This is a genomic window from Aeromonas sp. CA23 (assembly GCF_002587065.1).
In the GTDB taxonomy this organism is placed as follows: Bacteria; Pseudomonadota; Gammaproteobacteria; order Enterobacterales; family Aeromonadaceae; genus Aeromonas; species Aeromonas bestiarum.
Map to the genome: position 1 here is coordinate 1,234,102 of NZ_CP023818.1, position 25,538 is coordinate 1,259,639.

At 57.1% G+C, this 25,538-nt stretch carries 21 protein-coding genes and 3 pseudogenes; 12 read left to right on the forward strand and 12 right to left on the reverse strand.

Annotated elements, in window-relative coordinates; translation table 11 throughout:
* Nucleotides 1-53: 53 nt before the first annotated feature.
* From CK910_RS05775 to CK910_RS05785, 3 genes and pseudogenes are all read left to right on the forward strand, one after another.
* A pseudogene (locus CK910_RS05775) lies at nucleotides 54-927 on the forward strand (IS3 family transposase); the annotation flags it as partial.
* 173 nt (nucleotides 928-1,100) lie between these two features.
* Nucleotides 1,101-2,369: a Vi polysaccharide biosynthesis UDP-N-acetylglucosamine C-6 dehydrogenase TviB gene (gene tviB, locus CK910_RS05780; RefSeq protein WP_157774598.1), complete on the forward strand. Its 1,269-nt coding sequence runs from the start codon at nucleotides 1,101-1,103 to the stop codon at nucleotides 2,367-2,369.
* 61 nt (nucleotides 2,370-2,430) lie between these two features.
* Nucleotides 2,431-3,465 (forward strand): NAD-dependent epimerase/dehydratase family protein, encoded by a 1,035-nt coding sequence (locus CK910_RS05785; RefSeq protein WP_098981531.1) that lies wholly within the window; start codon nucleotides 2,431-2,433, stop codon nucleotides 3,463-3,465.
* Between the two features lie 385 nt (nucleotides 3,466-3,850).
* Here the strand turns inward: CK910_RS05785 and CK910_RS24035 are convergent.
* Nucleotides 3,851-4,543, reverse strand: a pseudogene (locus CK910_RS24035) (integrase core domain-containing protein); the annotation flags it as partial.
* A gap of 24 nt (nucleotides 4,544-4,567) precedes the next feature.
* Here CK910_RS24035 and CK910_RS05795 point away from each other — a divergent pair.
* Nucleotides 4,568-4,726, forward strand: a pseudogene (locus CK910_RS05795) (IS5/IS1182 family transposase); the annotation flags it as partial.
* 164 nt (nucleotides 4,727-4,890) lie between these two features.
* On the opposite strand, the gene pseC reads toward CK910_RS05795, so the two are convergent.
* The 11 genes from pseC to CK910_RS05850 form a co-directional block, all read right to left on the reverse strand.
* Entirely contained in the window at nucleotides 4,891-6,030 is a 1,140-nt protein-coding gene (gene pseC / locus CK910_RS05800; protein ID WP_098981533.1) for a UDP-4-amino-4,6-dideoxy-N-acetyl-beta-L-altrosamine transaminase, read from the reverse strand.
* Nucleotides 6,027-7,031: a UDP-N-acetylglucosamine 4,6-dehydratase (inverting) gene (gene pseB / locus CK910_RS05805; RefSeq protein WP_098981534.1), complete on the reverse strand. Its 1,005-nt coding sequence runs from the start codon at nucleotides 7,029-7,031 to the stop codon at nucleotides 6,027-6,029. The genes pseC and pseB overlap by 4 nt, the downstream gene beginning before the upstream one ends.
* 221 nt (nucleotides 7,032-7,252) lie before the next feature.
* Entirely contained in the window at nucleotides 7,253-9,082 is a 1,830-nt protein-coding gene (malZ, locus tag CK910_RS05810; protein WP_098981536.1) for a maltodextrin glucosidase, read from the reverse strand.
* A 5-nt stretch (nucleotides 9,083-9,087) separates the two neighbouring features.
* The gene (locus CK910_RS05815; RefSeq protein WP_043142842.1) at nucleotides 9,088-9,936 is read right to left on the reverse strand and encodes an HDOD domain-containing protein; all 849 of its coding nucleotides are present in this window, start codon (nucleotides 9,934-9,936) and stop codon (nucleotides 9,088-9,090) included.
* 70 nt (nucleotides 9,937-10,006) lie between these two features.
* Nucleotides 10,007-10,426: an META domain-containing protein gene (locus tag CK910_RS05820; RefSeq protein ID WP_098981538.1), complete on the reverse strand. Its 420-nt coding sequence runs from the start codon at nucleotides 10,424-10,426 to the stop codon at nucleotides 10,007-10,009.
* Nucleotides 10,427-10,719: 293 nt separating this feature from the next.
* On the reverse strand, nucleotides 10,720-12,081 hold the full coding sequence (yegD, locus tag CK910_RS05825; protein ID WP_098981540.1) for a molecular chaperone: 1,362 nt from the start codon (nucleotides 12,079-12,081) through the stop codon (nucleotides 10,720-10,722).
* A 178-nt stretch (nucleotides 12,082-12,259) separates the two neighbouring features.
* Nucleotides 12,260-13,249, reverse strand: coding sequence for a 2-hydroxyacid dehydrogenase (locus CK910_RS05830; protein WP_098981542.1), 990 nt, complete (start codon nucleotides 13,247-13,249; stop codon nucleotides 12,260-12,262).
* A gap of 77 nt (nucleotides 13,250-13,326) precedes the next feature.
* The gene (locus tag CK910_RS05835) at nucleotides 13,327-13,818 is read right to left on the reverse strand and encodes a CreA family protein (RefSeq protein ID WP_043142831.1); all 492 of its coding nucleotides are present in this window, start codon (nucleotides 13,816-13,818) and stop codon (nucleotides 13,327-13,329) included.
* A gap of 21 nt (nucleotides 13,819-13,839) precedes the next feature.
* Complete coding sequence (locus CK910_RS05840) at nucleotides 13,840-14,286, reverse strand: Mpo1 family 2-hydroxy fatty acid dioxygenase (RefSeq protein WP_098981544.1); 447 nt, start codon at nucleotides 14,284-14,286, stop codon at nucleotides 13,840-13,842.
* A gap of 181 nt (nucleotides 14,287-14,467) precedes the next feature.
* The gene (locus tag CK910_RS05845; RefSeq protein WP_098981546.1) at nucleotides 14,468-15,322 is read right to left on the reverse strand and encodes a hypothetical protein; all 855 of its coding nucleotides are present in this window, start codon (nucleotides 15,320-15,322) and stop codon (nucleotides 14,468-14,470) included.
* Nucleotides 15,323-15,507: 185 nt separating this feature from the next.
* On the reverse strand, nucleotides 15,508-15,894 hold the full coding sequence (locus CK910_RS05850) for a TraR/DksA family transcriptional regulator (RefSeq protein WP_042870327.1): 387 nt from the start codon (nucleotides 15,892-15,894) through the stop codon (nucleotides 15,508-15,510).
* A 467-nt stretch (nucleotides 15,895-16,361) separates the two neighbouring features.
* Between CK910_RS05850 and CK910_RS05855 the strand changes: the two genes are divergently transcribed.
* From CK910_RS05855 to CK910_RS05890, 8 genes are all read left to right on the forward strand, one after another.
* Nucleotides 16,362-17,693 (forward strand): glutamine synthetase family protein, encoded by a 1,332-nt coding sequence (locus CK910_RS05855; RefSeq protein WP_043142823.1) that lies wholly within the window; start codon nucleotides 16,362-16,364, stop codon nucleotides 17,691-17,693.
* Between the two features lie 174 nt (nucleotides 17,694-17,867).
* Nucleotides 17,868-19,229: an aspartate aminotransferase family protein gene (locus tag CK910_RS05860; protein ID WP_098981548.1), complete on the forward strand. Its 1,362-nt coding sequence runs from the start codon at nucleotides 17,868-17,870 to the stop codon at nucleotides 19,227-19,229.
* Between the two features lie 54 nt (nucleotides 19,230-19,283).
* On the forward strand, nucleotides 19,284-20,381 hold the full coding sequence (locus CK910_RS05865) for a polyamine ABC transporter substrate-binding protein (protein WP_098981550.1): 1,098 nt from the start codon (nucleotides 19,284-19,286) through the stop codon (nucleotides 20,379-20,381).
* 141 nt (nucleotides 20,382-20,522) lie between these two features.
* Nucleotides 20,523-21,584 (forward strand): polyamine ABC transporter substrate-binding protein, encoded by a 1,062-nt coding sequence (locus tag CK910_RS05870; RefSeq protein ID WP_241279475.1) that lies wholly within the window; start codon nucleotides 20,523-20,525, stop codon nucleotides 21,582-21,584.
* A 75-nt stretch (nucleotides 21,585-21,659) separates the two neighbouring features.
* Nucleotides 21,660-22,814 carry a polyamine ABC transporter ATP-binding protein gene (potA, locus tag CK910_RS05875; protein ID WP_042870317.1) on the forward strand — a complete coding sequence of 385 codons (1,155 nt, stop codon included), beginning with the start codon at nucleotides 21,660-21,662 and terminating at the stop codon, nucleotides 22,812-22,814.
* The gene (locus CK910_RS05880; RefSeq protein WP_043142812.1) at nucleotides 22,811-23,716 is read left to right on the forward strand and encodes an ABC transporter permease subunit; all 906 of its coding nucleotides are present in this window, start codon (nucleotides 22,811-22,813) and stop codon (nucleotides 23,714-23,716) included. Before potA ends, CK910_RS05880 begins: the two co-directional genes overlap by 4 nt.
* Before the next feature lie 73 nt (nucleotides 23,717-23,789).
* Entirely contained in the window at nucleotides 23,790-24,632 is an 843-nt protein-coding gene (locus CK910_RS05885) for an ABC transporter permease subunit (RefSeq protein ID WP_098981552.1), read from the forward strand.
* A gap of 89 nt (nucleotides 24,633-24,721) precedes the next feature.
* The gene (locus CK910_RS05890; protein WP_098981554.1) at nucleotides 24,722-25,438 is read left to right on the forward strand and encodes an MOSC domain-containing protein; all 717 of its coding nucleotides are present in this window, start codon (nucleotides 24,722-24,724) and stop codon (nucleotides 25,436-25,438) included.
* Nucleotides 25,439-25,538 lie beyond the last annotated feature (100 nt).

Here is a 25,538-nt window from a genome sequence, read left to right on the forward strand (position 1 = left end):
GAGACATGCAAAATCGCAGCTGTAAACAAGCCACCTTAGGTGCGCCATATCCTAAAGGAGGCCACCGTGTACTTTGCCAGCGAGTCAAAGAAAGATGCGTTGTTTATAACCTCCCGACTCGACTGATACAGTGCGGTTACTCTGTGCAAGACCCTGGGCGTTTCTATACCTGGCTGAAACAACCCATATCGTTACAGCAGCAGGAGGATGAACGGCTGACCGGGTTGGCCAAGCAATCTTGGCTGGAAAGTGGCACTGTCTATGAGGACCGCAAAATCCATCACGAGCTCCGTGACTTGGGGGGCCTGCGGCAAGCGCGGAGTGGCCAAATTAATGAGGCGGGAGGGGCTGTATTCGCCACCTGGCTGTCATCGCCGTAAACGGTATTATGGTGGCCAGATCTCACTAGTAGCCTCCGAACGCGCTGGCCCGTCAATTTAAGGTACCCAACCCCTCATATCTCCCGAGTGGCTGACATTACCTACATTCGCATTCAGGAAGGGTGGTTGTACCTGGCAGTGGTACTCGACCCGTTCTCTTACCAGGCAGTCGGCTGGGGGATGAACGTCACGTATGACATAAAATCTGGCAGTTGATGCGCTTTTGATAGCGATCTGGCGGCGGAAGCCAAAACAACCGGTGTTGGGGCATTAGGCTCAGGGCTGCCAATTTACTGGTGGGGAATGGCGGGACTTTCTGAAGGTTCACAACCTGAGTCGCAGTATGAGCCGATGTGGCAACTGTCACGACAATGCTGTCGCCGGGAGTTTCTTTCAGTTGCTCAAAAGAAAGCGGGTCAAGCGCAGGATTTACCCGACAAGAGATGATGCCTGCTGCGAGGTGTTTGATTATATCGAGATGTTTGATAACCCAATCATGCACCATAGCTCCAATGATGGACTGTCGCCGGTAGAGTTTGGCAGGTAGTTCATTTTTCAACAACAGAGTTTATAGAAAATCAGGGGCGATTCCAACAAAGCCAAATTGGTCTCTGATGTGTAAATTGCCAATTGATTTGTTTTATATGCTTATTGGTTATGGTTATTATAAGTTCATGGGTTGTTTATATATAATTATTAGCATTCAAGATAGGTAAAATCATGAAAGATAAACGAATTGCAATTATAGGACTCGGTTATGTGGGTTTGCCTTTAGCTGTTGAGTTTGGGAAAAAGTACAATACTGTTGGATTTGACATAAACTCAAAACGTATTGAAGGACTCAAAAATAGTATAGATTCTACGTTGGAATGCACTGTTGAGGAGCTCAATAGCGCAAAGTTGTTGATGTATAGTAATAATTTAGAAGACATTAATGACTGTAATATTTACATTGTCACTGTACCCACGCCAATCGATAAACATAAACAGCCTGATATGTCTCTATTGATAAAAGCATCTAAGTCAGTTGGTTCTGTGCTAAAATTTGGTGATATTGTCATCTATGAGTCGACAGTATATCCTGGAGCGACAGAGGAAGTATGTATCCCTGTACTCGAAGAAGTATCCGGAAAAAAGTTTAATCGAGATTTCTTTGCGGGCTATAGTCCTGAGAGAGTTAATCCTGGTGACAAAGAGCACAGAGTGACGACGATCAAAAAAGTAACGTCTGGCTCAACCCCTGAAATAGCAGATATAATTGATGATTTATATAATTCAATTATTACTAAAGGTACACATAAAGCATCATCAATGAAAGTTGCTGAGGCCGCTAAAGTTATTGAAAATACTCAGCGAGATCTAAACGTAGCTTTAATTAATGAATTGGCTATTATTTTTAATAAAATGAACATTGATACAGAAGAGGTTTTGAACGCTGCTGGGAGCAAATGGAACTTTTTGCCGTTTAGGCCAGGACTGGTTGGCGGTCATTGTATCGGTGTTGACCCCTATTATTTGACCCACAAGGCACAGGCCATCGGATATCACCCTGAGTTAATTCTAGCCGGTCGCCGAATTAATGATGGGATGGGGAACTATGTAGCATCTCAGCTGGTGAAGGCGTTACTGAATAAACGTATTCAAGTTTATGGTGCAAATGTTCTTATTATGGGGTTGTCGTTTAAAGAAAATTGCCCGGACCTTCGCAACACAAGAGTGGTTGATATTATATCTGAATTGGCTGACTACAATGTGAATGTAGAAGTATTTGATCCTTGGATAAATCCAGATGAAGCGTACCATGAATATGGTATTTCTCTTGTGGTCGATCTTAAACAGCATCATTATGATGCTGTGATAATGGCGGTTGCACACGATGAGTTCAAATCGATGAGCATATCTGACATTAGGAAATGTACAAAATTAGAGTCGGTTGTTTACGATTTAAAATATATCTTTCCTAAAGATGGTTCTGATATAAGGTTGTAATTAAGAAAAATAGTTATTTTTTTGCAGCGATTTTTCGAAAATTATATCCCATGAGAATGAAATGATGAAATATAGTAAAGTCAAAGAAACATTAAAAAAAGATCCTAAAGTATGGCTTATCACAGGGGTTGCTGGTTTTATTGGTTCCAATTTATTAGAACAATTGCTTAAGCTAAATCAATTTGTTATCGGAATAGATAATTTTTCAACAGGTTATCAGCATAACTTAGATGAGGTGAAGTCTGAAGTGTCTGCTGTGCAGTGGTCACTGTTCAACTTTATTGATGGTGATATTCGAAACATAGATGAATGCCGTGAGATAGTTAAGGGGGTTGACTATGTTTTACATCAAGCGGCTCTTGGTTCAGTGCCACGGTCGATAAATGATCCAATTGCAACTAATGAGACAAATATTAGTGGTTTTTTGAATATGTTAGTTGCATCCCATGATGAGCGGGTGAAAAGCTTTACTTATGCTGCCAGCAGTTCTACCTATGGTGACCATCTAGCATTGCCTAAGGTTGAGAGTAATATTGGGAATCAACTATCTCCTTATGCTGTTACAAAGTATGTCAATGAGCTCTATGCTGACGTTTTTGCACGTGTATACAACTTTAAGTGTATAGGTCTTCGATATTTCAATGTTTTTGGGAAACGCCAGGATCCATCAGGTTCATATTCTGCAGTTATTCCAAAATGGACGTCTGCGATGATTGGTGGTGATGATATATTCATAAATGGTGATGGGGAAACCAGTAGAGATTTTTGCTTTATTGAAAATGTAATTCAAATGAACATTCTTTCCGCTACAACATCAGAGAATAATAAAAATAATGTGTATAACGTAGCTGTAGGCGACAGAACATCTCTTAATTCACTTTACTATTCAATTTTAGACTCCCTTAAAAATAATAACATAAATTACAACAAGGCACCTATTTACAGAGATTATAGAGCGGGAGATGTTCGTCACTCTCAAGCTGATATATCTAAAGCTAGAGATATGCTAGGTTATGAACCAAAATATAAAATTTTAGAAGGAATATCTCTCTCAATGCCATGGTATATTCGTGACGCTCTAAAAAATAGAGATTAATTTATTATTTTAAATAGGCATTCTATTGTTCAATTTCAGACAGGGTTTTAATTTCCAGGGCATATGTTTGAAATTATAAAGCTTGTCTTTGATAACTGATGATCATGTAATAGCATATACAGGCGATAAGGCCGATGTGAACTATACTTTTTATTTGGCGGGAAGGCCCAGTCATGATCTACTCCCCAAAATACTGATGACTGATCGCAGTCAAGTGATAAAGAACATAAGTAAGGTGTGAAACAAAGGTTCTGTTATCTCTGGTTAAATAATCATTTAACCAGAGGTTAAGCTATTTATAATATAACTGACTGTGGGGAGCAGTAGATATTCCAAGTGTATAGATCTAGCTATCATCTGACACCGGTCTCAACCCGGTGTCTCTTTACGCTATTTTAGAGTGCACTGCCTTCGGTATCAATTTCAGTTCTTTTCTGAGCATATTGTAGAGGACCTGCTCCCTCCATCATACGGTCCTGATGTGGCCCCTGAGTGTTGTAGTGCTTCAGGGAGCTATCCAAGTCTGCCTGCACCCGCTTCACTGACTCATACCAGATTGTTTGCCCTTTGATACGGAGGTATTCATCCAGCAGAGGGGCGGCGCAGCCGCTCGATAATGCCGTTGCTCCGCGGCATGCGCACTTTGGTGGTTCGGTGCTCAACCTCCGCTCATAGGGGTGATTGTCAGGTTGCCCGTAGAACTCACGCTCGTTATCCGACAGTGTGGTATAGGCTTCGTGCCTCATGAGTTTTGAAGAGCGGTAGTGCCGCTTCATTTGAGCATATGAATCGAGGTTACCGGTAGCTTGTTGGTGTAGAGTCGCCACTATTTTGACCTCTATCTGGCGCTCGCGAAACTCCGAACTGAAGCATTCAAGCAGGCGAGTCTGCTCGTCATTAAGCTCAATCGTCTACCTCCGATGAGTTTTCTCAAGGCGCAACAAGCGGTCGTGTTTGGAGAGCAAGTCGTGATGTTGCCACATGCCGCTCACCCCGCCGGCACTGACGTTGATGTCTCGCTGGGCGAGTTCCTGCGCTGTTAGCAGCGGGCCGTGAGTCGCTTGGTGAGGGAGTAATCGTCAGACTCCGACTATTACAATGCTCGATAACTGAGACGGCCATGTACCGGTGCAAGCAACTCATCGGGCCGAAGCTGAGCTTGCGGAACTACAACGCCCAAGTGGGCGAGACCTTGGCTGGTGTGAAGGTTATGAACAAGCTCATAGGGCTTGGCATGCCTTTTCGCCATCAAGTAAATTGAACAGCCCTTATGGGTTGGATAATGGCTATCCGGCTGCTGATGTGATTAATGAGGGGCGTTTGAGTTTGTGTAGCCACTTTCAGGTGAATATCGTCTCCATATATGGCCCACTACAGATTTATCCTTAATTTTTCCAGCATAGCAATCGGGCAGGGCTGAGAACATCAGGAGCGTTGATTGGAAAGAGATTCAAATATTTTATACTGACTGAGCATTGGCAATGTTGGGTATAACGGCAGGGTGATGGCTCCGGCATAAAATATTTCCGCTTGAGGGCAGTGTCGTGCGCAGCCCACAGTCTGGTGCATTGGTTGATGATAAATAGGGATGTAGTGCACGTTGGCCCCTATCTCATCTTCACGTATTCGCAGGAACAGGTCACTGCGCTGCGTGGGAGCTACATGGTGCACATAGAGATGAAAAGCGCTGCGCCTTTCGGTACTGAAATAGCGGGGGAGAAGATCTGGCGCCAGAGCTTCGAAGTAGCAACGTGCAAGCATGCAACGTTTCTCAATCCATGCTTCTAAATTTGCCATCTGACTCAACCCCAGCGCCGCCTGGATATCTGTCATGCGATAGTTGAAACCCAGCATTTGCTGTTCGTAGTACCAGGGACCGTCCGGTTCGTTGATGAAGTCTTCCGGTTCACGGGTGATGCCGTGGCTGCGCAGCATGCTCATGGTCTTGGCGAGAGCGGGATCATTGGTCATGGCCATGCCGCCTTCACCCGTGGTGATGATCTTCACTGGGTGGAAGCTGAAGACGGTAATGTCGCTGTAGCGGCCATTGCCGGTCGGTTCGCCGTGATAGCGGGCGCCGAGGGCGTGGCAGGCATCTTCTATGATGCGAAAACCGTACTCCTGGCCCAGACGGTGGATCTTTTTCATATCGCAGGGCAAGCCGGCGAAGTGTACCGGAATGACCACCTTGGGCAGGCGTCCTTGCGCCTTGGCGACAATCAGCTTGCGCTCCAGCTCCAGTGCGCACAGGTTGCCGGTATCCGGCTCTATGTCGACGAAGTCGACCTGAGCACCGCAATAGAGCGCACAATTGGCCGAGGCGACGAAGCTGATGGGGGAGGTCCAGACCCAGTCTCCCTGGCCAACACCCAACGCCAGGCAGGCGATGTGCAAGGCGGCCGTGCCCGAATTGACCGCTACCCCGAAGCGGGCACCGCAGTAATCTGCCACGGCTTGCTCGAAACGGGGGATGACCGGGCCCTGCGTCAGAAAGTCCGACCTCAACACCTCGACTACCGCCTCGATATCCGCCTCGCTAATCGACTGCCTGCCGTACGGGATCATTCCATTACCACCTTGTCATTCAACTCTTTCAGTTGTGCCACCGTCAGGAAGTCGCCGTTGTTGCGTGAGTTGTACTCGAATCCCTGTTCGACCATGCATCCCTTCTCGCCTGTCGCCGTGACCGAGAAGTCATTGTTGCGATTGTTGAAGTTGATGGTGGGGCCGATGATGAAGAAGTCGTCGAACTCGAAGGTATGATAGGAGTCGTCACTGGGGCACATCACCTCATGTAGCTTCTCGCCCGGACGAATACCGATAATTTCCTGGGTCAGCTGGGGTGCCATGGCGGTAGCCAGGTCGGTGATCCGCACCGAAGGCAGCTTGGGTACGAAGATCTCTCCCCCTTTCATGCGCGGGAAGTTGTTCATCACAAAATCCACCCCCTGCTGCAGGGTGATCCAGAAGCGGGTCATCTCGGCATGGGTGATGGGAAGCGTGCCGGCACCCTGGTCGATCCGTTTCTGGAAGAAGGGAACGACTGACCCACGTGAACCCACCACATTGCCGTAGCGCACGACCGCGAAGCGGGTCGGATCCTGACCTGCGATGTTGTTGGCCGCCACAAACAGCTTGTCGGAAGCTAGCTTGGTGGCGCCATACAGGTTGATGGGGTTGGCGGCCTTGTCGGTGGAGAGGGCGATCACCTTCTTGACCTGATTGAGCAGGGCGGCCTGGATGACGTTCTCTGCCCCATGGATGTTGGTCTTGATGCACTCCATGGGGTTGTATTCAGCGGCAGGCACCTGTTTGAGTGCGGCCGCGTGCACAACGTAATCGACGCCGCGCATCGCCATGTTCAGCCGGTTGGCATCCCGCACATCCCCGATGAAATAGCGCATGCAGGGTTCGTTGAACACCTGCTGCATCTCGAACTGTTTCAGTTCATCGCGGGAGTAGATGATAAGCCGTTTCGGCTTGTGGCGTTCCAGCACTGTCTTGACCAGCATCTTGCCAAACGAGCCAGTGCCGCCGGTAATCAATAGGGTTTTATTGTCGAACATGACGGATTCTCGCTAGTGATGCCAAGAGGCAAGCAATAAATGTGCCTTGAGCCAGTTTAGCCGAAAAGAGCTGAAAGCAGTTCTGCATGATGCCAGTTTTATTCCACTCTGCGTGAAGTAACTAGATGATTCATAGAGAAATCCAACCCAGCTCAAACAACTTTATGCGATTTTTGATGCTTTAACAAAAAGCGGAACACCCGGTTCCGCTTTTTTGACGCCTAGCTGGAGAGCAGCACCCTGGCCGAGTTGGCGGGTATGGTCAGTTGTACCTGTCCCTGCACCACTTCGTACTTGTCGCCGTTGAAGGCATCGGTGAAGCGGCTGGCGGGGCTGGCGGTCTGCCACAGGGGCAGCTTGATGGTGCGCGGTTCGGTCGGATGACGGTTGCAGGCCACCACCACCTGATCGCTTTGCAGGGTGCGGGCGAACACATAGCTGTGGGGGCCGGCGTAGAGGGTCTGGATGTCGCCACGGCGCAGGGCTGGCCGCTGCTTGCGGATCTGGATCAGCCGGCGGTAGTGATCGTGCAGCACGTGATCCCAGGCCGTGGTTTCCCAGGGGAAGCAGCGACGGCAATCCGGGTCATTGCCACCCGAGAGCCCCACCTCGTCACCGTAATAGATGGACGGCACGCCTATGTAGGTGAGCAGCAGGGTGGCAGCCAGGGTCATGCGCTGTTTGTCTTCGCCCAGCAGATGCAGGAAGCGGGCGGTATCGTGGCTGTCCAGCAGGTTGAACTGAGCCAGCTGGTTCTTGAACGGGATATGGGCCCGCGCCACCTTGAGCCAGCGATCCAGCTCGTTGGCGCTGATCCTGATGGGGTGATAGGCGATGTCTTGCCCCGCCAGGAAGGCGCGGATCGGGTGGGCGAAGCCATAGTAGTTCATGGCGCCATCCTCCTGATCTCCCTGCAGCCACTGGCTCGCCTCGAAGAAGTGCTCGCCGAGTACATAGGCGTCCGGGTTCTCCTGTTTCACCGCGCCGCGAATGGCGCGCACATGGCCGCGATTGCCCTCGGCCGTGCCCCGCTCTCCCAGCATGTGGATGACGTCGAAGCGCCAGCCGTCGATCTGATAGGGCGCGCGCATCCAGTAACGGAGGATGGCGTCGTCGGCCCGGTAGACGGCGTCCTGCACCTGTTCGCTGGCAAAGTCCAGCTTGGGCAGGCTGCGAATGCCCTTCCAGCTGACGTAGTCCCCTTCGTTGTCAAAGGTGTAAAAGCTGCGCCACGGTGAGTCCGGGTTGCTCTGGGCCCCCTGTGGCGGGCAGAACCAGGGGTGCTGGGTCGAGGTGTGGTTGACCACGGCATCCAGGATGATCTTCATGCCGCGCTGGTGCAGGTTGCGGGTCAGCTCGGCGAACTGCGCGTTGCTGCCGAGGTGTGCGTCCACCTTGAAGTAGTCCTGGGTATCGTACTTGTGGTTGCTCGGCGAGTCGAAGATGGGGTTGAGGTAGAGGGCCGTGACCCCGAGGGATTGCAGATAGTGCAGTTTGGCATCGATGCCCGCCAGATCCCCGCCGTAAAATTCACAGGCACCGTGCCCCTCTTCGTGACGGCTGACCGGCTCGCCCCACGCCTTGCTGATGACCGCCTTGCCTCTGTACTCATATTCGTGATGTTTGACGCTGAGCGACGGGTCGCCGTTGCAGAAGCGGTCGGGGAAGATCTGGTAGAACACCTGATCCTGCACCCAGGCCGGCGGCTGATGCAGGCTGTTGAAGCGAAAGTGTTGCTCCCGTGGCGGCATGGCCGGGCTGACGCCGGCACCGTGCAGCCACCACTGCTCCTCGTCGGTCAGGCACTTGAAGCAGTAGAGGTGGATATCCTGTCCCTTGGCCAGCGGCAGGGTCGCCTGCCACACCTGCAACCTGTCCCGGGTGGAGACAGGCGTCATGGCCACCAGATACTCCTCGTTGTCCGGTTCGTGGCGCAGCCACACCTCGCGGATCGGGGCATCCAGTTCGCTAAAGAGGGTCAACTGCAGTGTGTCGGCGCTCTCTTTGAACCAGGGCGCCACCTGGGGATGAAACAGAAATGGATGGGTCATGATGCTTATTGAGTCAGAAGGTCGGCGAGGGCATTACCCTGTTCGTGAAGCGTTTCGAGCTGGCCTGCCAGTGATTTGGGATCCAGCCCCAGCTGATCGGCGAGCGGCTTGGGGAAGCGGGCTATGATGGCCTGGACGGGCACGCCCGCATTCCAGGCGAAGGAGATGAAGACGGCGAGCCGGATCAGCACCGCTTCCTTGCTGACCGGATCGTGGGAGAGGGGATCCAGCTGCTGGGAGATGGCATCGACGAAGGCTTCCGACAGGTTCCAGCGCCGCGCCAGCTCGGCGCCGAGCTGGGCATAGTCGTAGCCCAGCATCTCGCGCTGAGCCTCGACCCGGCTGCTGCCCTTCTGGATCGCCATATTGATGAGCTCGGCCTCTTCCGGCAGGGTGCTCTGGATGAGCAGCTCGCCTATGTTGTGGATCAGGGCGCAGGTGAAGGCAGTCTCGGGATCGAGCACCTTGGCCTCCTGGGCCAACGTCTTGGCGATGGTGGCGACTTGGAAGGTTTCGGTCCAGAACTTGTTCTTGTCGAAGCTGGGGGGGGCCTTGAAGCTGCCTATGATGCCGGAGGCGACCACCACGGAGCGCAGCCGGTTGAAACCGAGGCGGATCACCGCCTGTTCGATGGAGGTGACCTCATTGCCGCGGCGCAGGGCGGCCGAGTTGGCCATCCGCAGCACCTTGACGCTGATCACCTGATCCATGGCGATCTTGGCCGCGATCTGGTCGATGCGGGCGTTTTCATCGTTGAAGCTCTGCATCAACTCATGCAGCAGCTGCGGGATAGTGGGGAGTTGTTTGATCTTGTCAAACAGACGATCCATCGACATGGCTGAGACAGCCTCCATTGCGAGCACTGCCTCATAGTGTGCCACAGGCGGGACACATGTTCCTGTTTGTGATGCCGGTTTGTGAGCGCTAGTGCACCCAGTCCCGCAGCTGGTATTCCAAACGGTGCCGTTTCCCTTCCAGGATCAGGGTCTGGGTGGTGCCGCTCAGGGTGGCCCCTTCGGTCAGGGTGGTGATGACGGCCTGCTCTATGGTCTCGAGCCGTGCCTGACAGGCCATCTCTGTGCTGCCCAGGCTGGTGACCCAGAATCTGTCGCCCTCGAGGTGTCCCTGGCCAAAGTAGCGATTGCAGCCGGCGATGCCATTGACGGTGAAGTGCTCACCTATCTCGAAATCGGGCGGGTTGTCGCGAGAGGCCGTGACGGCCTGGCCATCCAGCTTGTCGAGCACCCAGTGATGGTGCTGCAACTCTTGCTGGACGAACGAGGGGGTACTGCTGCAGGCGCTGAGCAGGATCAGGGCGAGCAACAGTAGCAAGAATCTGGGCATGGAAGGGCTCCAATAGTGGGAGCGACAAGCATACCTGCTGCGCAGCCCTCGGGGCAGGGCGAGGGGGGCCGCCCCCGACCGCTTCTGTCGCCCTGCTGGTCAGCCCTGTGTCGTTAAATGGCAACACTTGCGGGCTGGCGGGACACGTTCGATGCCAACAAGACGACAGAAACCCTTATCGCTCCGTATCAGCGATTGAACAGCCGCTCGGCGTAACGGGCCAGCCCTGCGGCCACCGGACCGAAGTCACCGCCACTCTCAAGAGCAATGGCGGGCAACGTTCGGCATTATGGTCAGCGGTTGAACAGGCGCTCGGCGTAACGGGCCAGCCCTGCGGCGACCGAGCCGAAGTCATCGCCCCCTTCAAGCGGAATCGTGGGCAACTTCTGGCGAATGAAGGCGGCGATGAGCGGCGAACGGGCGCTGCCGCCGGTGACGAAGATGCGGTCGGGCTGCACACCCGCGGCTGCAATGGCTTGGTCCATCAGCTCGCCAATCTTCTCCAGCAGCAGGGCCGAGGCGCTGGCCAGCTGCTCGCGATTGAGTTCAGCCTCCAGTCCCTTCTCCAGCTCGCTCAGAGACTGATGATTCGATTCCTGCTCCGAGAGGGCGATCTTGCCCTGCTCCGCGCGCCACACCAGCTGGTGGCTCAGCTTGTGGGCCCGCAGATTGGCGAGGCGACTCAGCTTGCTGCCGGGCTGGCTGTCGAGCTGCAGATCCTGCAACTGACGGGCGGTATCCAGGCTGTAGAAGCGGCCCTGGGCACTGACGTCGTTGATGGCGGCCGCATCCCAGAACAGCGGGTGGGGCAGCGGCTTGCCGGTCTTGAGGGTCTCGTGCATGCCGAGCAGCGGCATCATGCCTTCCACCGTCAGCCGGATGTCGAAGTCGTTGCCGCCGATGCGCTGGCCGCTGTGGCCGAGCAGATCGCCGCTGCGATCCAGCTGGTCGCGATGGCTCGGGCCCATGCGCAGCATGGAGCAGTCGGTGGTGCCGCCGCCGATGTCCACCACCAGCACGATGGCGTCTTCATCCAGCCGCGCCTCGAATTCGAAACCGGCCGCTACGGGTTCATAGAGGAACTCCACCTGTTCGAACCCGGCCAGACGGGCCGCCTCGGTCAGGATGGCAATGGCCTGGCTGTTGCTCTCCTCCCCGGCCAGCCCCTGGAAGTTGACCGGGCGACCGATCACCGCCTGGCGGATCGGAGCGCCAAGCTGCTGCTCCGCCTCGCGGCGTACGTGCAGCATCATGGCGCAGACTATGTCTTCGAACAGCGCTATCTGGGGGGCCTTGAGGCCGTAGGCGCCGAGGAAGGACTTCGGCGACTTGATGTAGTAGCCGTCGTCCGGCTCCTCCAGATAGCGCTCCAGCGCCGCGGCGCCGAAGCTGAGCTCGTCGATCAGCCCCTCTTCGCGCATCTGGCGGCGCACGGCCTGGGCCCGGGTGACGACGGGGCCGCGCAGCTTGAGGTATTCCGCCTGCTGGGCAGGGGCCAGCCCTTCGGCCAGCAGACCGGCGATGGCCTCTCTGTGGGGGGCGTGCAGGGTGGAGGGGAGATAGCGGGAACCGCACAGGGTCAGCAGCCTGGGGCTGCCTTGTTCCATCACGGCGACGGCACAGTTGGAGGTACCGTAATCAAATCCGATAAACATGGGCTGCCAGACTCCTGAATAAAAAAGGGCTGGTAGCCTACCCGATGGCGTCGGGTCTCACAACCCGGCGCCATGGTTATTGCGGCCGCAGGGGAGAATTGCATGACGAAGAGCAGGTCTGTGTGCAAAACAGAGGGAGTGGCTCCCTCTGTCGTTCATGGCTGCGGGTGCGAGAAGATTACTCCACCTCGTTGTCGCTGCGGCCCTGGCTTTCGATGGCCTTGAGGTTGCCGAGGGTGGTATCGGCGATGGCGTGCAGCGCCTCGCGGGTCAGGAAGGCCTGATGGCCGGTAAACAGCACGTTGTGGCAGGCCGACAGGCGACGGAAGACGTCATCCGTGATCACCTCGTTGGACTTGTCGGAGAAGAAGAGGTCTTCCTCTTCCTCGTAGACATCCAGCCCCAGCGCACCGATACGGGAGGTCTTGAGCGCCTCGATGGCGGCGTTGGAGTCGAGCAGGCCGCCCCGGCTGGTGTTGATGATCATCACACCATCCTTCATCTTGGCGAACGCCTCCTTGTTCAGCAGGTGGTAGTTCTCCTTGAACAGCGGGCAGTGCAGGCTGATGACGTCGGACTGGCGGAACAGGGTGTCGAGATCCACGTATTCGGCCCCCAGCTCGATGGCCGCCTGATTCGGATAGGGGTCACTCACCAGCAGCCGCATGCCGAAACCCTTGAGGATGCGCAGGGTGGCGATGCCGATCTTGCCGGTGCCGATGATGCCGGCGGTGCGGCCGTGCATGTTGAAGCCGACCAGGCCTTCCAGCGAGAAGTTGGCATCGCGGGTGCGCTGATAGGCCTTATGGATGCGGCGGTTGAGGGTCATCATCAGCCCTACCGCGTGTTCGGCGACGGCTTCGGGGGAGTAGGCGGGCACCCGCACCACTTTTAGCCCCAGCTCCTTGGCGGCGATCAGATCCACGTTGTTGTAACCGGCGCAGCGCAGAGCGATCACCCTGGTGCCGTTGGCGGCCAGCTCGGTCAGCACTTCCCGATCGGCATCGTCATTGACGAACAGGCACACCACGGGGAAGCCGTGGGCCAGCCGGGCTGTCTTGGCCTCCAGCCGCACGTCGAAGAACTCCAGCTCGTAGCCGTACTGGCTGTTGGCCTGATTGAAGTGATCCTTGTCGTAGCTCTTGGTACTGAAAACGGCGACTTTCATGGTGCGCTCTCCGCAAATAATGATGTAGTTAAATTACAACAAATCAGGCGCTTCATCACGGCTTAAATGGCGGCTTCTCAGCCCCACGGCATGATGGGAACCGCGCTAACCGCGCTTTTATACGAGCCATCCACCAATTTGGTGCTGTAGGTCAGATAGACAAGTGCCTTGCGCTTTTCGTCGTAAAAACGCACCACTTTCTGCTCCTTGAACACCAGCGAGGTGCTGACGTCGAACACCTCTTCCCCCGCCTTCAACTTGGCAGGCAGGGTGATGGGGCCAATCTGGTGGCACGACAAAGAGGCGTGAGAGGGGTCTTCCGCAAGCCCAAGCCCGCCCTTGACGCCGCCGGTCTTGGGGCGTGCTAGGTAGCAGGCGACGCCTGCGATGCGGGGGTCATCGAACGCCTCCACCAGGATCTTGTGATTGGGGCCCACCAGCTTGAAGGCGGTGCTCACCTCACCTATGGGATCGGCCTTGTCGGCCAGCGCCGGGCCGGCGAGCAGGGCCCCCAGCAGCAGGGGCAGGGCAGGACGGAGCCTGTTACTGAGCGTGTGGCGGTATGACATTGTCTCTCCTGTTGGTCTCCCTCAGTAGGGAATGCCCAGACGACGATAAAGGCTGGCCAGCACCCAGGCGGGGCCGATCAGCAGAAATTGCAGGTCGGCGAGGAAGGAGGGGCGTTTGCCCTCGATCCTGTGACCGACGAACTGGGCTAGCCAGAGCAGCCCGAAACCCACCAGGGCGGGCCACAGCAGCGGCCCCTGCCACTGGTAACAGCCCCATAGTCCCAGCGCGGTCAGCACCGCCATCCCCACAAACAGGGGGAACGACAGCCGCAGATAGAAGGCCAGCACAGGGATGGCCACCAGCGCCGCCCAGTTGAGCGAGGACGGCAGCGGGCCGGCCGGCAGACACCAGAGCAGCGCCAGCGAGCAGAGGTAGATGCCGGGCACGGCCAGCTTGTGGATCGCCACATTGACGGGGTGCTGGTGGCTCTGGCCGTAGTCGCTGAACCATTCATCGAGTCGTTTCATGGCACCTCCCTGGTGCTGCGGGTTGGAACCTCTGCTGGCTGGCGTGTTCCTGGCCAGCCTTGCCATCGCCTCTGCGTTTTTCTGCCCGGGCGGCTTGAGCTATGTCACTGCGCCGGGTAATCCCAATGCAGAGGCCGGGGCTCCATACTGCGGTGGATAATCCCCACGGCCCCGGAGCCCATTATTGGGGTGGATAATCCCAATATTGGGCCGGAATACTCCTGAGCAAGGGGGTCATGTCCGGATTGGGCAGCGAAATGGTGACCCGCTGGTTCAGATTGGCGCTGGCGAGGGCTTCACGGATCTTGGGGTTCTCCCGGAAGAAGGTCATGAAGCTGCCATCGGCATAGGCGCGTTCCAGTCCGGTCTGGATCGCCTTGGCCAGCTTGGGAGACTCGGGGCTGACGAAGAAGAACTCGGCGAAGGGGTAGCGGATCAGCAGGTGCTGATCTATCACCAGATTGGGATATTGCGCCACCAGTTCGCTTCGTTCGGCGAAGATTTCCACCAGATTGCGCGGGAAGAAGTCGAGCTTGTCACCGTCGTTGATCAGGCGAAACAGGTTGCTGTAGCGCCCGGAATAGGTGGGAATGCCGGCATTTTCCAGGATCTTGTTGTCGGCCCAGCCGACCCCCTGGGCCGCCTTCAGTCGCTTGAGATCGGCCAGCGAGTTGACCTGATTGAACTTCTCCTGGGCGTCGCTGTGGATGAAGGAGAGGCGCAGCCCTTCCAGACCGCGAAACAGCGGGATGGGGACGGCGATGAGGGAGGATTCGAGCGCGCTGGAGGTGCCCATCCAGAACACATTGATGGTTTGGCCCTTGCCCAGCTGTTGCTGCAGGCTGTGCTGGTTGAGGTTGAGCTCCACCTGCTGGATGCGAAATTGCTGTCCGGAGAGGGTCAGCGCCAGTTCCAGCAGCTTGAGCTGGTATTCCTTGTCGAGATCGTTGATCGGTCGGCTGGGGACCTTGACCGTGAGGGTCTGTGCTTGTGCCAGCAACGGCAGACACAAGCACAGTTTGAGGAACCATTTCACTCTCTGCTCTCCTGTAGATTCCGGGCTTGCCCGGAGTCTAACAGAAGTTGTCACTCTCTTGTGCGACGCCGTGATCTGGGCTCATATGCAGCTTTTGGTCCGCATTTATCAACATAAACGCCGGTTCCTGCGCTGCACCTTGCCGACGACTTATCGCGACCGGCCAGTGACGGCTCTTCGCAGGATCAGGCGACGCGACGATACACGTGGGTATCGTTGAACTCCTTGGTACTCTGGCATTCGACGCAGAAGCGGGACTCAGGTCGAGCCTGCAGTCGCTTGAGGGAGATCTCGTCACCGCAGGATTCGCAGTAACCGAACTCTCCTTCGCCGATACGCTTCAACGCCCCTCTCAGCTTGCGCAGATGCAGCTTGTCATGCTCGATGCGGTTCAGCTCCAGACGACGGGCTTCCTCGATACTGGCACGGTCAATTTCATCTGCCATCTCGTTGGTATCGGTGGCGATGGCCTGGCTGGCCTGGGAGTTGAGGCGATCCTCGAGTTCGAGGATTTGGCGCTCGATCTGTCCCTTGTAAAAGGCCAGTTGGTCTTTAGTCATGAAATCACACATACGGTTTACTACCAGTCAGTTACTAACCCAATTATCCCTGTTTATGGGGGCTGTCTGCCTGCAGACCAAGCCCTGTGTCCTGCATTTGCACCAAATCCAAGCAGGAGAGTGCAAATCAGGGCGGGCCTTGTACCAAAAAAATGCAGGCATGCAAAGCAAATAGGGCAAGGATTGTGCGCCCTTGCAAAAAAATGACCCGATTCGGACAGGGTCTGACTGAGAACATGGGGGATCAGGCCCCCTCGTTGGCACCGGGATTGCAGTGAGCTTTGAGGGGGCCTGGGTGTTTAGTATTTGGTGCCGCCATGGTCATTATATGCACCGTTATTTATAGTTTTTTAAACACCACCGCTTGACATTGGCCATAACGGCGGGCTTTTATGGTGGTGTTGATTACAATTTGATAACAAGGGTGTTCCATATATTAGACACCCTTGCCAATGGCAATCGTAAAGTCGGGGTTTAACATGGACAGTATCAAGGGCTGGATGGAGAGCAATCGCATCACGGAAGTGGAGTGCCTGTTTCCGGATTTCACCGGTAATGCCCGAGGCAAGATCATTCCAGCCAACAAATTTTTGCGCGAAGGGGGCATGCGGCTGCCCGAGGTCATCTTCACCCAGACGGTGACCGGCGAGTACCCGGATGACGACAGCATGATAGACCCGCTGGAGCGGGACATGCAGCTCTACCCGGACCCCAACACCATTCGTTTCGTGCCCTGGGCGCTGGAGCCGACCGCTCAGGTGATCCACGACTGTTTCGACATCAATGGCAAGCTGATCGACATAGCGCCGCGCTCCGTGCTGCGTCGGGTCCTGTCATTCTATGAGAAACAGGGCTGGAAGCCGGTGGTGGCGCCCGAGCTGGAGTTCTATCTGGTCAAGCGCAACGAAGACCCCGACTATCCGCTGGTGCCGCCCGTTGGCCGCAATGGCCGACCCGAGACGGCCCGCCAGTCGTTCAGTATCGATGCGGTCAACGAATTCGACCCCATCTTCGAAGACATGTACGACTACTGCGAGGCGCAGGAGCTGGAAGTGGACACTCTGATCCACGAATCCGGCGCCGCCCAGATGGAGATCAACTTCCTGCACGGCGATGCCATCGATCTGGCGGATCAGGTGTTCCTGTTCAAGCGCACCATGCGTGAGGCGGCCCACAAGCACGGCATCTACGCCACCTTCATGGCCAAGCCGATGAGCGACGAGCCGGGCTCCGCCATGCACATCCACCAGAGCCTGGAAGATGTGGACGGTCGCAACCTGTTCGGCACGGAAAATGGCGGCAATACCGAGCAGTTCATGCACTTCATCGCGGGGCTGCAGAAGTACACCCCGGCGGTGACCGCCCTGCTGGCACCGAACGTCAACTCCTACCGTCGTCTCACCTTCGGCGAGAGCGCGCCGCGCAACGTGCAGTGGGGGGTGGAAAACCGTACCTGCGGCCTGCGCGTGCCCTTCTCCGAGGCCGGTGCGCGCCGCGTCGAAAACCGCTTCGCCGGCGCCGATGCCAATCCGTATCTGGCCCTGGCCGCCACCTTGGCCTGCGGCTACCTCGGCATGATGGAGAAGCTGGAGCCGCTGCAGGAGATGAAGTCGAGCGCCTACGACCTGCCCTACAGCCTGCCCCGCTCGCTGGAGGAGGCCCTGAGCCACCTGGAACAGTGCGAGCCCATCAAGGAGATGCTGGGGGAGCGCTTCATTCGTGCCTTCGTCGCGGTCAAGCGCAAGGAGTACGAGACCTACTTCGGGGTGATCAGCCGCTGGGAGCGGGAGTTCCTGCTGCTGAACGTGTGATCCGGCTGCGTGCTTGCCACGCGCCGCCCAGATACGGGGAGGCCGATGACGGCCTCTCCTGCTCATATGGAATCAACACACTGCCCGTGAGTGGCAGTGACAGTGAGCGCGCCAGCCGCCCTCACCGACGGACGAAAGATTCTCGCTTAAATCGAAGGAACCGAGGAGCAAGCAATGAAGCAGACCACACGTGAGTGGCAACAGCTGGATGCCAGCCACCACCTGCACCCCTTTACCGATTTTCAGGCGCTCAACAAGAAGGGCAGCCGCATCATCACCAAGGCCGAAGGTGTCTATCTGGAAGACTCTGAAGGCAAGCGCATTCTGGACGGGATGGCGGGCCTCTGGTGCGTCAACATGGGCTACGGCCGACAGGAGCTGGTGGACGCCGCCACCAAACAGATGCAGCAACTGCCCTACTACAACCTCTTCTTCCAGACCAGCCACCCGCCTGCGGCCGAGCTGGCGACCCTGCTGGCCGAGATCACCCCTTCCCATCTCAATCACGTCTTCTTCACCGGCTCGGGCTCAGAGTGCAACGATACAGTGCTGCGCATGGTGCGCCACTACTGGGCCAGCAAGGGGCAACCAGACAAGCAGGTGATCATCAGTCGCCACAACGCCTACCACGGCTCGACGGTAGCGGGTGCCAGCCTGGGCGGCATGAAGGGCATGCATGCCCAGGGCGGCCTGCCCATTCCCGGCATAGTGCACATCGATCAGCCCTACTACTTCGGTGAGGGGCAGGGGATGAGCGCCCACGAGTTCGGTCTGGAGCGTGCCCGCCAGCTGGAGCAGAAGATACTGGAGCTGGGAGTGGACAAGGTCGCCGCCTTCATAGGCGAGCCCATCCAGGGGGCCGGCGGCGTCATCATTCCGCCCGACAGCTACTGGCCCGAGATCCAGCGCATCTGCGATCACTACGGCATCCTGCTCATCGCCGACGAGGTGATCTGCGGTTTCGGTCGTACCGGTCACTGGTTCGCCAGCGAAGGGTTTGGGATCAAGCCGGATCTCATGTGCCTGGCCAAGGGGATCACCTCCGGCTATCTGCCGATGGGGGCCGTGATGGTGGGCGACAGGGTCGCCAAGGTGCTGGTGGAGGAGGGGGGCGAATTCAACCACGGCTTCACCTATTCCGGCCATCCGGTGGCCTGCGCCGTGGCGATTGCCAATATTACGCTTATGCAAAACGAGAGCATAGTTAAGCGAATTCATGATAACATCGGCCCCTATTTGCAGCGCCGCTGGCGTGAACTGGCCGACCATCCGCTGGTGGGAGAAACCCGTGGCAAAGGCCTGGTGGCCGCGCTGGAAATAGTGCAGGACAAACAGACCAACAGCCGCTTCCCGGCTGGGCTGCAGGCCGGTATGACCTGCCGGGAGTTCTGCTTTAACAATGGCTTGGTGATGAGGGCTGTCGGCGATACCATGATCATATCGCCCCCCTTGGTGATCACCGAGGAACAGGTGGATGAATTGGTCAATCTGGCCAGGCTCAGTCTGGATCTGACGGCTGCAAAGCTGAAAGGGTAGGCGAGTGCCGGGCAGGTTGGCTTGCGCATACAATTTGCTTAGGAGACAAGGACTATGTCTTTCAAAACGGGAATGATTGCCGCTTCCGTGGCGCTGGTCATGATGAGTGCCGGGGCGATGGCCGAGGACAAGGTGTTGCACGTCTACAACTGGAGCGACTATATCGCGCCGGATACCCTGGAAAACTTCCAGAAAGAGACGGGCATCAAGGTGGTATACGACGTGTTCGACAGCAACGAGGTGCTGGAAGCCAAGTTGCTGGCGGGCAGCTCGGGCTACGACATAGTCGTGCCGTCCAACCCCTTCCTGGCCAAGCAGATCAAGGCGGGCGTCTTCCAGAAGCTGGACAAGTCCAAACTCTCCAACTGGAAAAACCTGGATACCTCCTTGCTCAAGGCACTCGAACCGAGCGATCCGGGCAACCAGTACTCCATCCCTTACCTGTGGGGCACCATTGGCTACGCCTACAACGCCGAGAAGGTGAAAGCTGTGCTGGGCAAGGACGCGCCTGTGGACTCCTGGGATCTGGTGTTCAAACCGGAGAACATGGCCAAGCTGAAGGAGTGTGGCGTCTCTTTCCTCGACTCACCGACCGAAATGCTGCCGGCTGCCCTGCAATATCTGGGCTTCAAACCGGATAGCCAGAAGCCGGATGAGTTGAAGAAGGCAGAGGCACTGTTCCTCTCCATCCGTCCCTATACCGCCTACTTCCACTCCTCCAAGTACATCTCGGATCTGGCCAACGGCAACCTGTGCGTCGCGGTCGGTTACTCCGGTGACTTGCAGCAGTCCAAGGCGCGGGCGGCGGAGGCCAAGAACGGTGTGGCGCTGACCTACACAATTCCGAAAGAGGGGGCTGGCAGCTTCTTTGACATGCTGGCCATCCCGGCCGATGCCAAGAACGTCGAGGCAGCTCACACCTTCATCAACTACCTGATGAAGCCGGAAGTGATCGCCAGCATCACCAACGTGGTGCAGTTCCCGAACGGCAACAAGGCGGCGACCCCGCTGGTGGATGAGCCTATCCGTACCGACCCGGGTATCTACCCGAACGCGGAGACACTCAAGAAGATCTACACCTTCCCGGATCTGCCGGCCAAGGTGCAGCGTCTGATGACCCGCAGCTGGACCAAGATCAAATCAGGTAAATAAGTGACGAGTGCCCCTCCCGGTCCGCAGTTCGGCCGGGAGGGTGGTGACAACCCGACAGGTTGAACGGCGCGTATGGATGCGCAGCTGGCATACCAAAAAACATGAGGACTGAGATACGTGCACACAACCAAGATAGTGACTATGGCCCTGGCGCTGGGGCTGGCAAACGTGGCCCAGGCAGCCCCTGTGGTTCATTTTTACAACTGGTCCGATTATATCGGCGAGACCACCCTCAGCGACTTCCAGCAGGCAACCGGGATCCAGACCGTCTACGACGTGTTTGATTCCAACGAGACCCTGGAAGGCAAGCTGCTGACCGGACGCACCGGTTACGATCTGGTGGTGCCTTCCAACAATTTCCTGGCCAAACAGATCAAGGCGGGGGCCTTCCAGAAGCTGGATCCTGCCCTGCTGCCCAATCTGGCCAATCTGGATCCCGTGCTGCTCAAGCAGCTCGACAAGGTGGATCCGGGTCATCAGTACGCCGTGCCCTACCTGTGGGGTACCAACGGCATCGGTTACAACGTGGACAAGGTCAAGGCCGTGCTGGGAGTCGACAAGATTGACTCCTGGGCCATGATCTTCGAGCCGGAAAACATGCAGAAGCTGGCCCGTTGCGGTGTCGCCTTCCTCGATTCGGCCGACGAGATGATACCGGCGGCGCTCAACTACCTTGGGCTCGACCCCAACAGCCAGGATCCGGCCGATCTCAAGCGTGCCGAGAGCCAGCTGCTCAAGGTGCGGCCGTATGTGGCCTACTTCCACTCCTCCAAGTACATAGGCGATCTGGCCAACGGCGACATCTGCGTCGCGGCTGGCTTCTCTGGTGACATATTGCAGGCGGCGGCCCGTGCCGACGAGGCGGGCAAGGGGATCAAGATTGCCTACAGCATCCCGAAGGAGGGGGGCAACCTCTGGTTCGACATGATGGCGATCCCGACGGATGCCACCAACGTGAAAGAGGCGCACGCCCTGATCAACTACGTACTCCAGCCCGAAGTGATCGCCAAGGTCAGCAACCATGTGGGCTATGCGAATCCCAATGCCAAGGCGGGCGAGTACATGGACGAGAGCGTGCGCAATGACGAGTCCGTCTATCCACCCCAGGCGGTGCTGGAACGGCTGTATGTGCAGCAGGCACATCCCCGTGCGGTGCAGCGTCTGATCACCCGGAGTTGGACCAAGATCAAGTCCGGAACCTAACCTTGGCGCCCATCCTGGGGCGCCAGACTGTTTTATGGATCGGCCCAGGCCGGTATCACGTTTGGGAGTTTGGTAATGGCGATAGCCTCCAGTGCCTACAAGAAAGCCCTCGAGGGCAACCAGCAGCGCAAAGAAGTGCTGGTGAAGATTGACAGGGTAAGCAAGCAGTTCGATGAAACGCTGGCGGTCGACAACGTGTCACTCAACATCCACAAGGGTGAAATCTTCGCCCTGCTGGGGGGCTCGGGTTCCGGCAAGTCGACCCTGCTGCGGATGCTGGCGGGATTCGAGCGCCCCACCGAGGGGCGCCTGTTTCTCGATGGCGTCGACATCACCGACATGCCGCCCTATGAACGTCCCATCAACATGATGTTCCAGTCCTACGCCCTGTTCCCCCACATGACGGTGGCGCAGAACATTGCCTTCGGCCTCAAGCAGGATGGCCTGCCCAAGGCCGAGATCGATGCGCAGGTCGAGGAGATGCTCAAGCTGGTGCAGATGACCCAGTATGCGCGCCGCAAGCCGCACCAACTGTCCGGTGGCCAGCGCCAGCGGGTGGCACTGGCCCGCTCGCTGGCCAAGCGCCCCAAGCTGTTGCTGCTGGACGAACCCATGGGGGCGCTGGACAAGAAGCTGCGCTCCAGGATGCAGCTCGAGCTGGTGGAGATCATAGAGCGGGTCGGCGTAACTTGCGTCATGGTGACCCACGATCAGGAAGAGGCCATGACCATGGCCGAACGGATCGCCATCATGCATCTGGGTTGCATCGAGCAGATCGGCAGCCCGATGGACATCTACGAGACCCCGGCCAGCCGGCTGGTGTGCGAGTTCATCGGCAACGTCAACCTGTTTGACGGCCTGCTGGTGGAGGATGAACAGGACCACGCTACCATTGCCTGCGCCGATCTGGAGCAGCCCATCTACGTGGGCCACGGCATCAGCTCCCGCGCCGAGAACAAGAAGGTCACCTACGCCCTGCGGCCGGAAAAACTCTTGATGAGTACCCAGAAACCGACCGAGATCGAGCACCCCGATTTCAACTGGACCAAGGGTGAGGTCTATGACATTGCCTACCTCGGCGGTCACTCGGTTTATCACATCCAGCTGCCTTCGGGCAAAATCGTGCAGGCCTTCATCGCCAACGCCGAACGCCACGGCAAGCGGCCGACCTGGGATGACCAGGTGTTCCTCTATTGGGAAGATGACAGCGGCGTGGTGTTGCAATCATGAAGGCATTGAGACGACTGAAGCGACTGGGCGGGCGCCAGCTGGTGATCGGCGTGCCCTTCTTCTGGCTGTTCCTCTTCTTCCTGCTGCCCTTCATCATAGTGGTGAAGATCAGTTTCGCCGAAGCGGACGTGGCCATCCCGCCCTACACCGACGTGGTGAGCTGGGCCGACAATCAGCTCACCATCTTGCTCAACATGGGCAACTACCTGCTGCTGCAGGAGGATGAGCTCTACATAGCGGCCTATCTGGGCTCCCTCAAGATGGCCTTCGTCAGCACCCTGCTCTGTCTGCTGATAGGCTATCCCATGGCCTACTCCATTGCGCGGGCCAACAAGGAGACCCAGACAGTTCTGCTGCTGCTCATCATGATGCCGACCTGGACCGCGATTCTGATCCGGGTCTACGCCTGGATGGGGATCCTCAGCAACAACGGCCTGCTCAACAGCCTGCTGATGGGCATTGGCCTGATTGACGAGCCGCTGACCATACTCAACACCAACCTGGCGGTCTATATCGGCATCGTTTACTCCTACCTGCCGTTCATGGTGCTGCCGCTCTACGCCAACCTGGTCAAACACGATCAGAGCCTGCTGGAGGCGGCCTCCGACCTCGGTGCCCGCAACCTGACCCGCTTCTGGCGGATCACGGTACCGCTCTCCAAGAACGGCATCATAGCCGGCTGCATGCTGGTGTTCATTCCCGTGGTGGGCGAGTTCGTGATCCCGGAACTGCTCGGCGGCCCCGAGACCCTGATGATCGGCAAGGTGCTGTGGCAGGAGTTCTTCAACAACCGCGACTGGCCGGTGGCGTCTGCCCTGGCGGTGGTGATGCTGGCGGTGCTGATAGTCCCGATTATCCTGTTCAACCGCAACCAGGCCAAGGAATTGGAGGGCAAGGTATGAAAAAGGAACTGCTGATAGTCCCCCAGTCATCCCTGTTCAACCGCAACCAGGCCAAAGAGCTGGAGGGTAAAGTATGAGGCGCTTTGGTTTTGCCAAGCTGATGCTGTGGCTGGGATTGCTGTTTATTTACCTGCCCATGCTGATCATGGTGATCTACTCCTTCAACGCCTCCAAGCTGGTGACTGTATGGGGGGGCTGGTCGCTGAAGTGGTACTTCGGCCTGCTCGACAACAAGCAGCTGATTGGCTCTGTGCTGCGCTCGCTGGAGATCGCCTTCTATACCGCCATCGCGGCGGTGGCGCTGGGGACAATGGCGGCCTTCGTGCTGACCCGGATCCCGCACTTCCGCGGCCGCACCCTGTTCGGGGGCCTGGTGACGGCGCCCCTGGTCATGCCCGAAGTGATCACGGGTCTGTCGCTGTTGCTGCTGTTTGTGGCCATGGCCCAGCTGATTGGCTGGCCGGCCGAGCGGGGCATGCTGACCATCTGGATCGCCCACACCACCTTCTGTACCGCCTACGTGGCGATCGTGGTGTCGGCGCGCCTGCGGGAGCTGGATCTCTCCATCGAGGAGGCGGCCATGGATCTGGGGGCCAAACCCTGGAAGGTGTTCTTCCTGATCACCATCCCCATGATAGCCCCCTCGCTGGCGGCCGGCGGCATGATGTCGTTTGCCCTGTCGCTGGATGACCTGGTGCTGGCGAGCTTCGTTTCTGGCCCGGGCGCCACTACACTGCCGATGGAAGTCTTCTCGGCGGTGCGGCTCGGGGTGAAACCCGAGATCAACGCGGTAGCCAGCCTGATCCTGCTGTCGGTGTCACTGTTCACCTTTGGCAGCTGGTATCTGATGGCCAAGGCGGAGAAACGCCGCCGTGCCGAGATCGCCATGACCACCCAGATGCAGGCCGTCGCCTGACCCCGGGGCTGTTGACGCCGCAACATGGCTTGCGCCGCTGCGTCAACAGCCCCTAAGATCCGCATTCTCTCATCCGTCAGGAGAATGGAATGCGGATCTCCCTCTTTATCGGCCAGAGCGCCGAGATGAATGCCGAACTGGCTCCCGCTCTCGTCAGTGCCATCGACAAGCATGTGGCAGGCAATCCCCTGTGGTGCAGTTTTTCTGGCCTGGAGGGAGATGAACAGAGCGACCAGCGCCATCACGGCGGCCCGGATCGCGCACTGCACTACTATCCCGCCGATCACTACCCCTGGTGGCACAACTGGCAAGCGGCGCTGGGCCTGGCCGCACCACGCAAGCCCTGGCAACCCGCCGCCTTTGGCGAGAACCTGTCCGGTCTCGGGCTGACCGAGGTTGAGGCCTGTATCGGCGATGTCTATCGACTCGGTGAGGCGTTGATCCAGATAAGTCAGCCGAGATCCCCCTGTTTCAAGCTCAACCAGCGTTTCGGCTATGGCCAGATGTCACAGGTGATGCAGCTCAATGGTCGTTGCGGCTGGCTGTTGCGGGTGCTGGAGGAGGGGACGGTCGCACCGCAAGAGACGATGGAGCTGGTCGACAGGCCCTATCCCGCCCTGACGGTGAAACGCACCGCCGATATCCTGTTCAATCAGCTACGGGACGAAGCGGATCTGCTGTTGCTGCTGGAGAATCCGGCGCTCTCTCCCAATTGGCGCCAGCATGCGGCCAACTGGCTGGAACATGGGGTTGTGGCCGACTGGCGTCGCCGCTTGCTGGGGCCGGCCGAATTTCAGCTTCCCTAGGATGGGTTGGAAAAATGTCACGTCCCTGCACCCTTTCTGTGAACCCGATGCCAAAGCGCTGAATAGTTGAACGAACGGCCATTTTTTTCCCTTAAAACAC

What these genes read in the sequence shown, in the direction of transcription:
- tviB (WP_157774598.1), top strand. Translation starts at nt 1,101, where the DNA reads ATGAAAGATAAACGAATTGCAATTATAGGACTCGGTTATGTGGGTTTG.
- CK910_RS05815 (WP_043142842.1), bottom strand. Translation starts at nt 9,936, where the DNA reads ATGGAGGCTGTCTCAGCCATGTCGATGGATCGTCTGTTTGACAAGATC.
- CK910_RS05850 (WP_042870327.1), bottom strand. Translation starts at nt 15,894, where the DNA reads ATGTGTGATTTCATGACTAAAGACCAACTGGCCTTTTACAAGGGACAG.
- CK910_RS05785 (WP_098981531.1), top strand. Translation starts at nt 2,431, where the DNA reads ATGATGAAATATAGTAAAGTCAAAGAAACATTAAAAAAAGATCCTAAA.
- CK910_RS05865 (WP_098981550.1), top strand. Translation starts at nt 19,284, where the DNA reads ATGTCTTTCAAAACGGGAATGATTGCCGCTTCCGTGGCGCTGGTCATG.
- potA (WP_042870317.1), top strand. Translation starts at nt 21,660, where the DNA reads ATGGCGATAGCCTCCAGTGCCTACAAGAAAGCCCTCGAGGGCAACCAG.
- CK910_RS05860 (WP_098981548.1), top strand. Translation starts at nt 17,868, where the DNA reads ATGAAGCAGACCACACGTGAGTGGCAACAGCTGGATGCCAGCCACCAC.
- malZ (WP_098981536.1), bottom strand. Translation starts at nt 9,082, where the DNA reads ATGACCCATCCATTTCTGTTTCATCCCCAGGTGGCGCCCTGGTTCAAA.
- CK910_RS05890 (WP_098981554.1), top strand. Translation starts at nt 24,722, where the DNA reads ATGCGGATCTCCCTCTTTATCGGCCAGAGCGCCGAGATGAATGCCGAA.
- CK910_RS05870 (WP_241279475.1), top strand. Translation starts at nt 20,523, where the DNA reads ATGGCCCTGGCGCTGGGGCTGGCAAACGTGGCCCAGGCAGCCCCTGTG.
- pseC (WP_098981533.1), bottom strand. Translation starts at nt 6,030, where the DNA reads ATGATCCCGTACGGCAGGCAGTCGATTAGCGAGGCGGATATCGAGGCG.
- CK910_RS05835 (WP_043142831.1), bottom strand. Translation starts at nt 13,818, where the DNA reads ATGTCATACCGCCACACGCTCAGTAACAGGCTCCGTCCTGCCCTGCCC.
- CK910_RS05830 (WP_098981542.1), bottom strand. Translation starts at nt 13,249, where the DNA reads ATGAAAGTCGCCGTTTTCAGTACCAAGAGCTACGACAAGGATCACTTC.
- CK910_RS05840 (WP_098981544.1), bottom strand. Translation starts at nt 14,286, where the DNA reads ATGAAACGACTCGATGAATGGTTCAGCGACTACGGCCAGAGCCACCAG.
- pseB (WP_098981534.1), bottom strand. Translation starts at nt 7,031, where the DNA reads ATGTTCGACAATAAAACCCTATTGATTACCGGCGGCACTGGCTCGTTT.
- CK910_RS05820 (WP_098981538.1), bottom strand. Translation starts at nt 10,426, where the DNA reads ATGCCCAGATTCTTGCTACTGTTGCTCGCCCTGATCCTGCTCAGCGCC.
- CK910_RS05855 (WP_043142823.1), top strand. Translation starts at nt 16,362, where the DNA reads ATGGACAGTATCAAGGGCTGGATGGAGAGCAATCGCATCACGGAAGTG.
- CK910_RS05880 (WP_043142812.1), top strand. Translation starts at nt 22,811, where the DNA reads ATGAAGGCATTGAGACGACTGAAGCGACTGGGCGGGCGCCAGCTGGTG.
- yegD (WP_098981540.1), bottom strand. Translation starts at nt 12,081, where the DNA reads ATGTTTATCGGATTTGATTACGGTACCTCCAACTGTGCCGTCGCCGTG.
- CK910_RS05885 (WP_098981552.1), top strand. Translation starts at nt 23,790, where the DNA reads ATGAGGCGCTTTGGTTTTGCCAAGCTGATGCTGTGGCTGGGATTGCTG.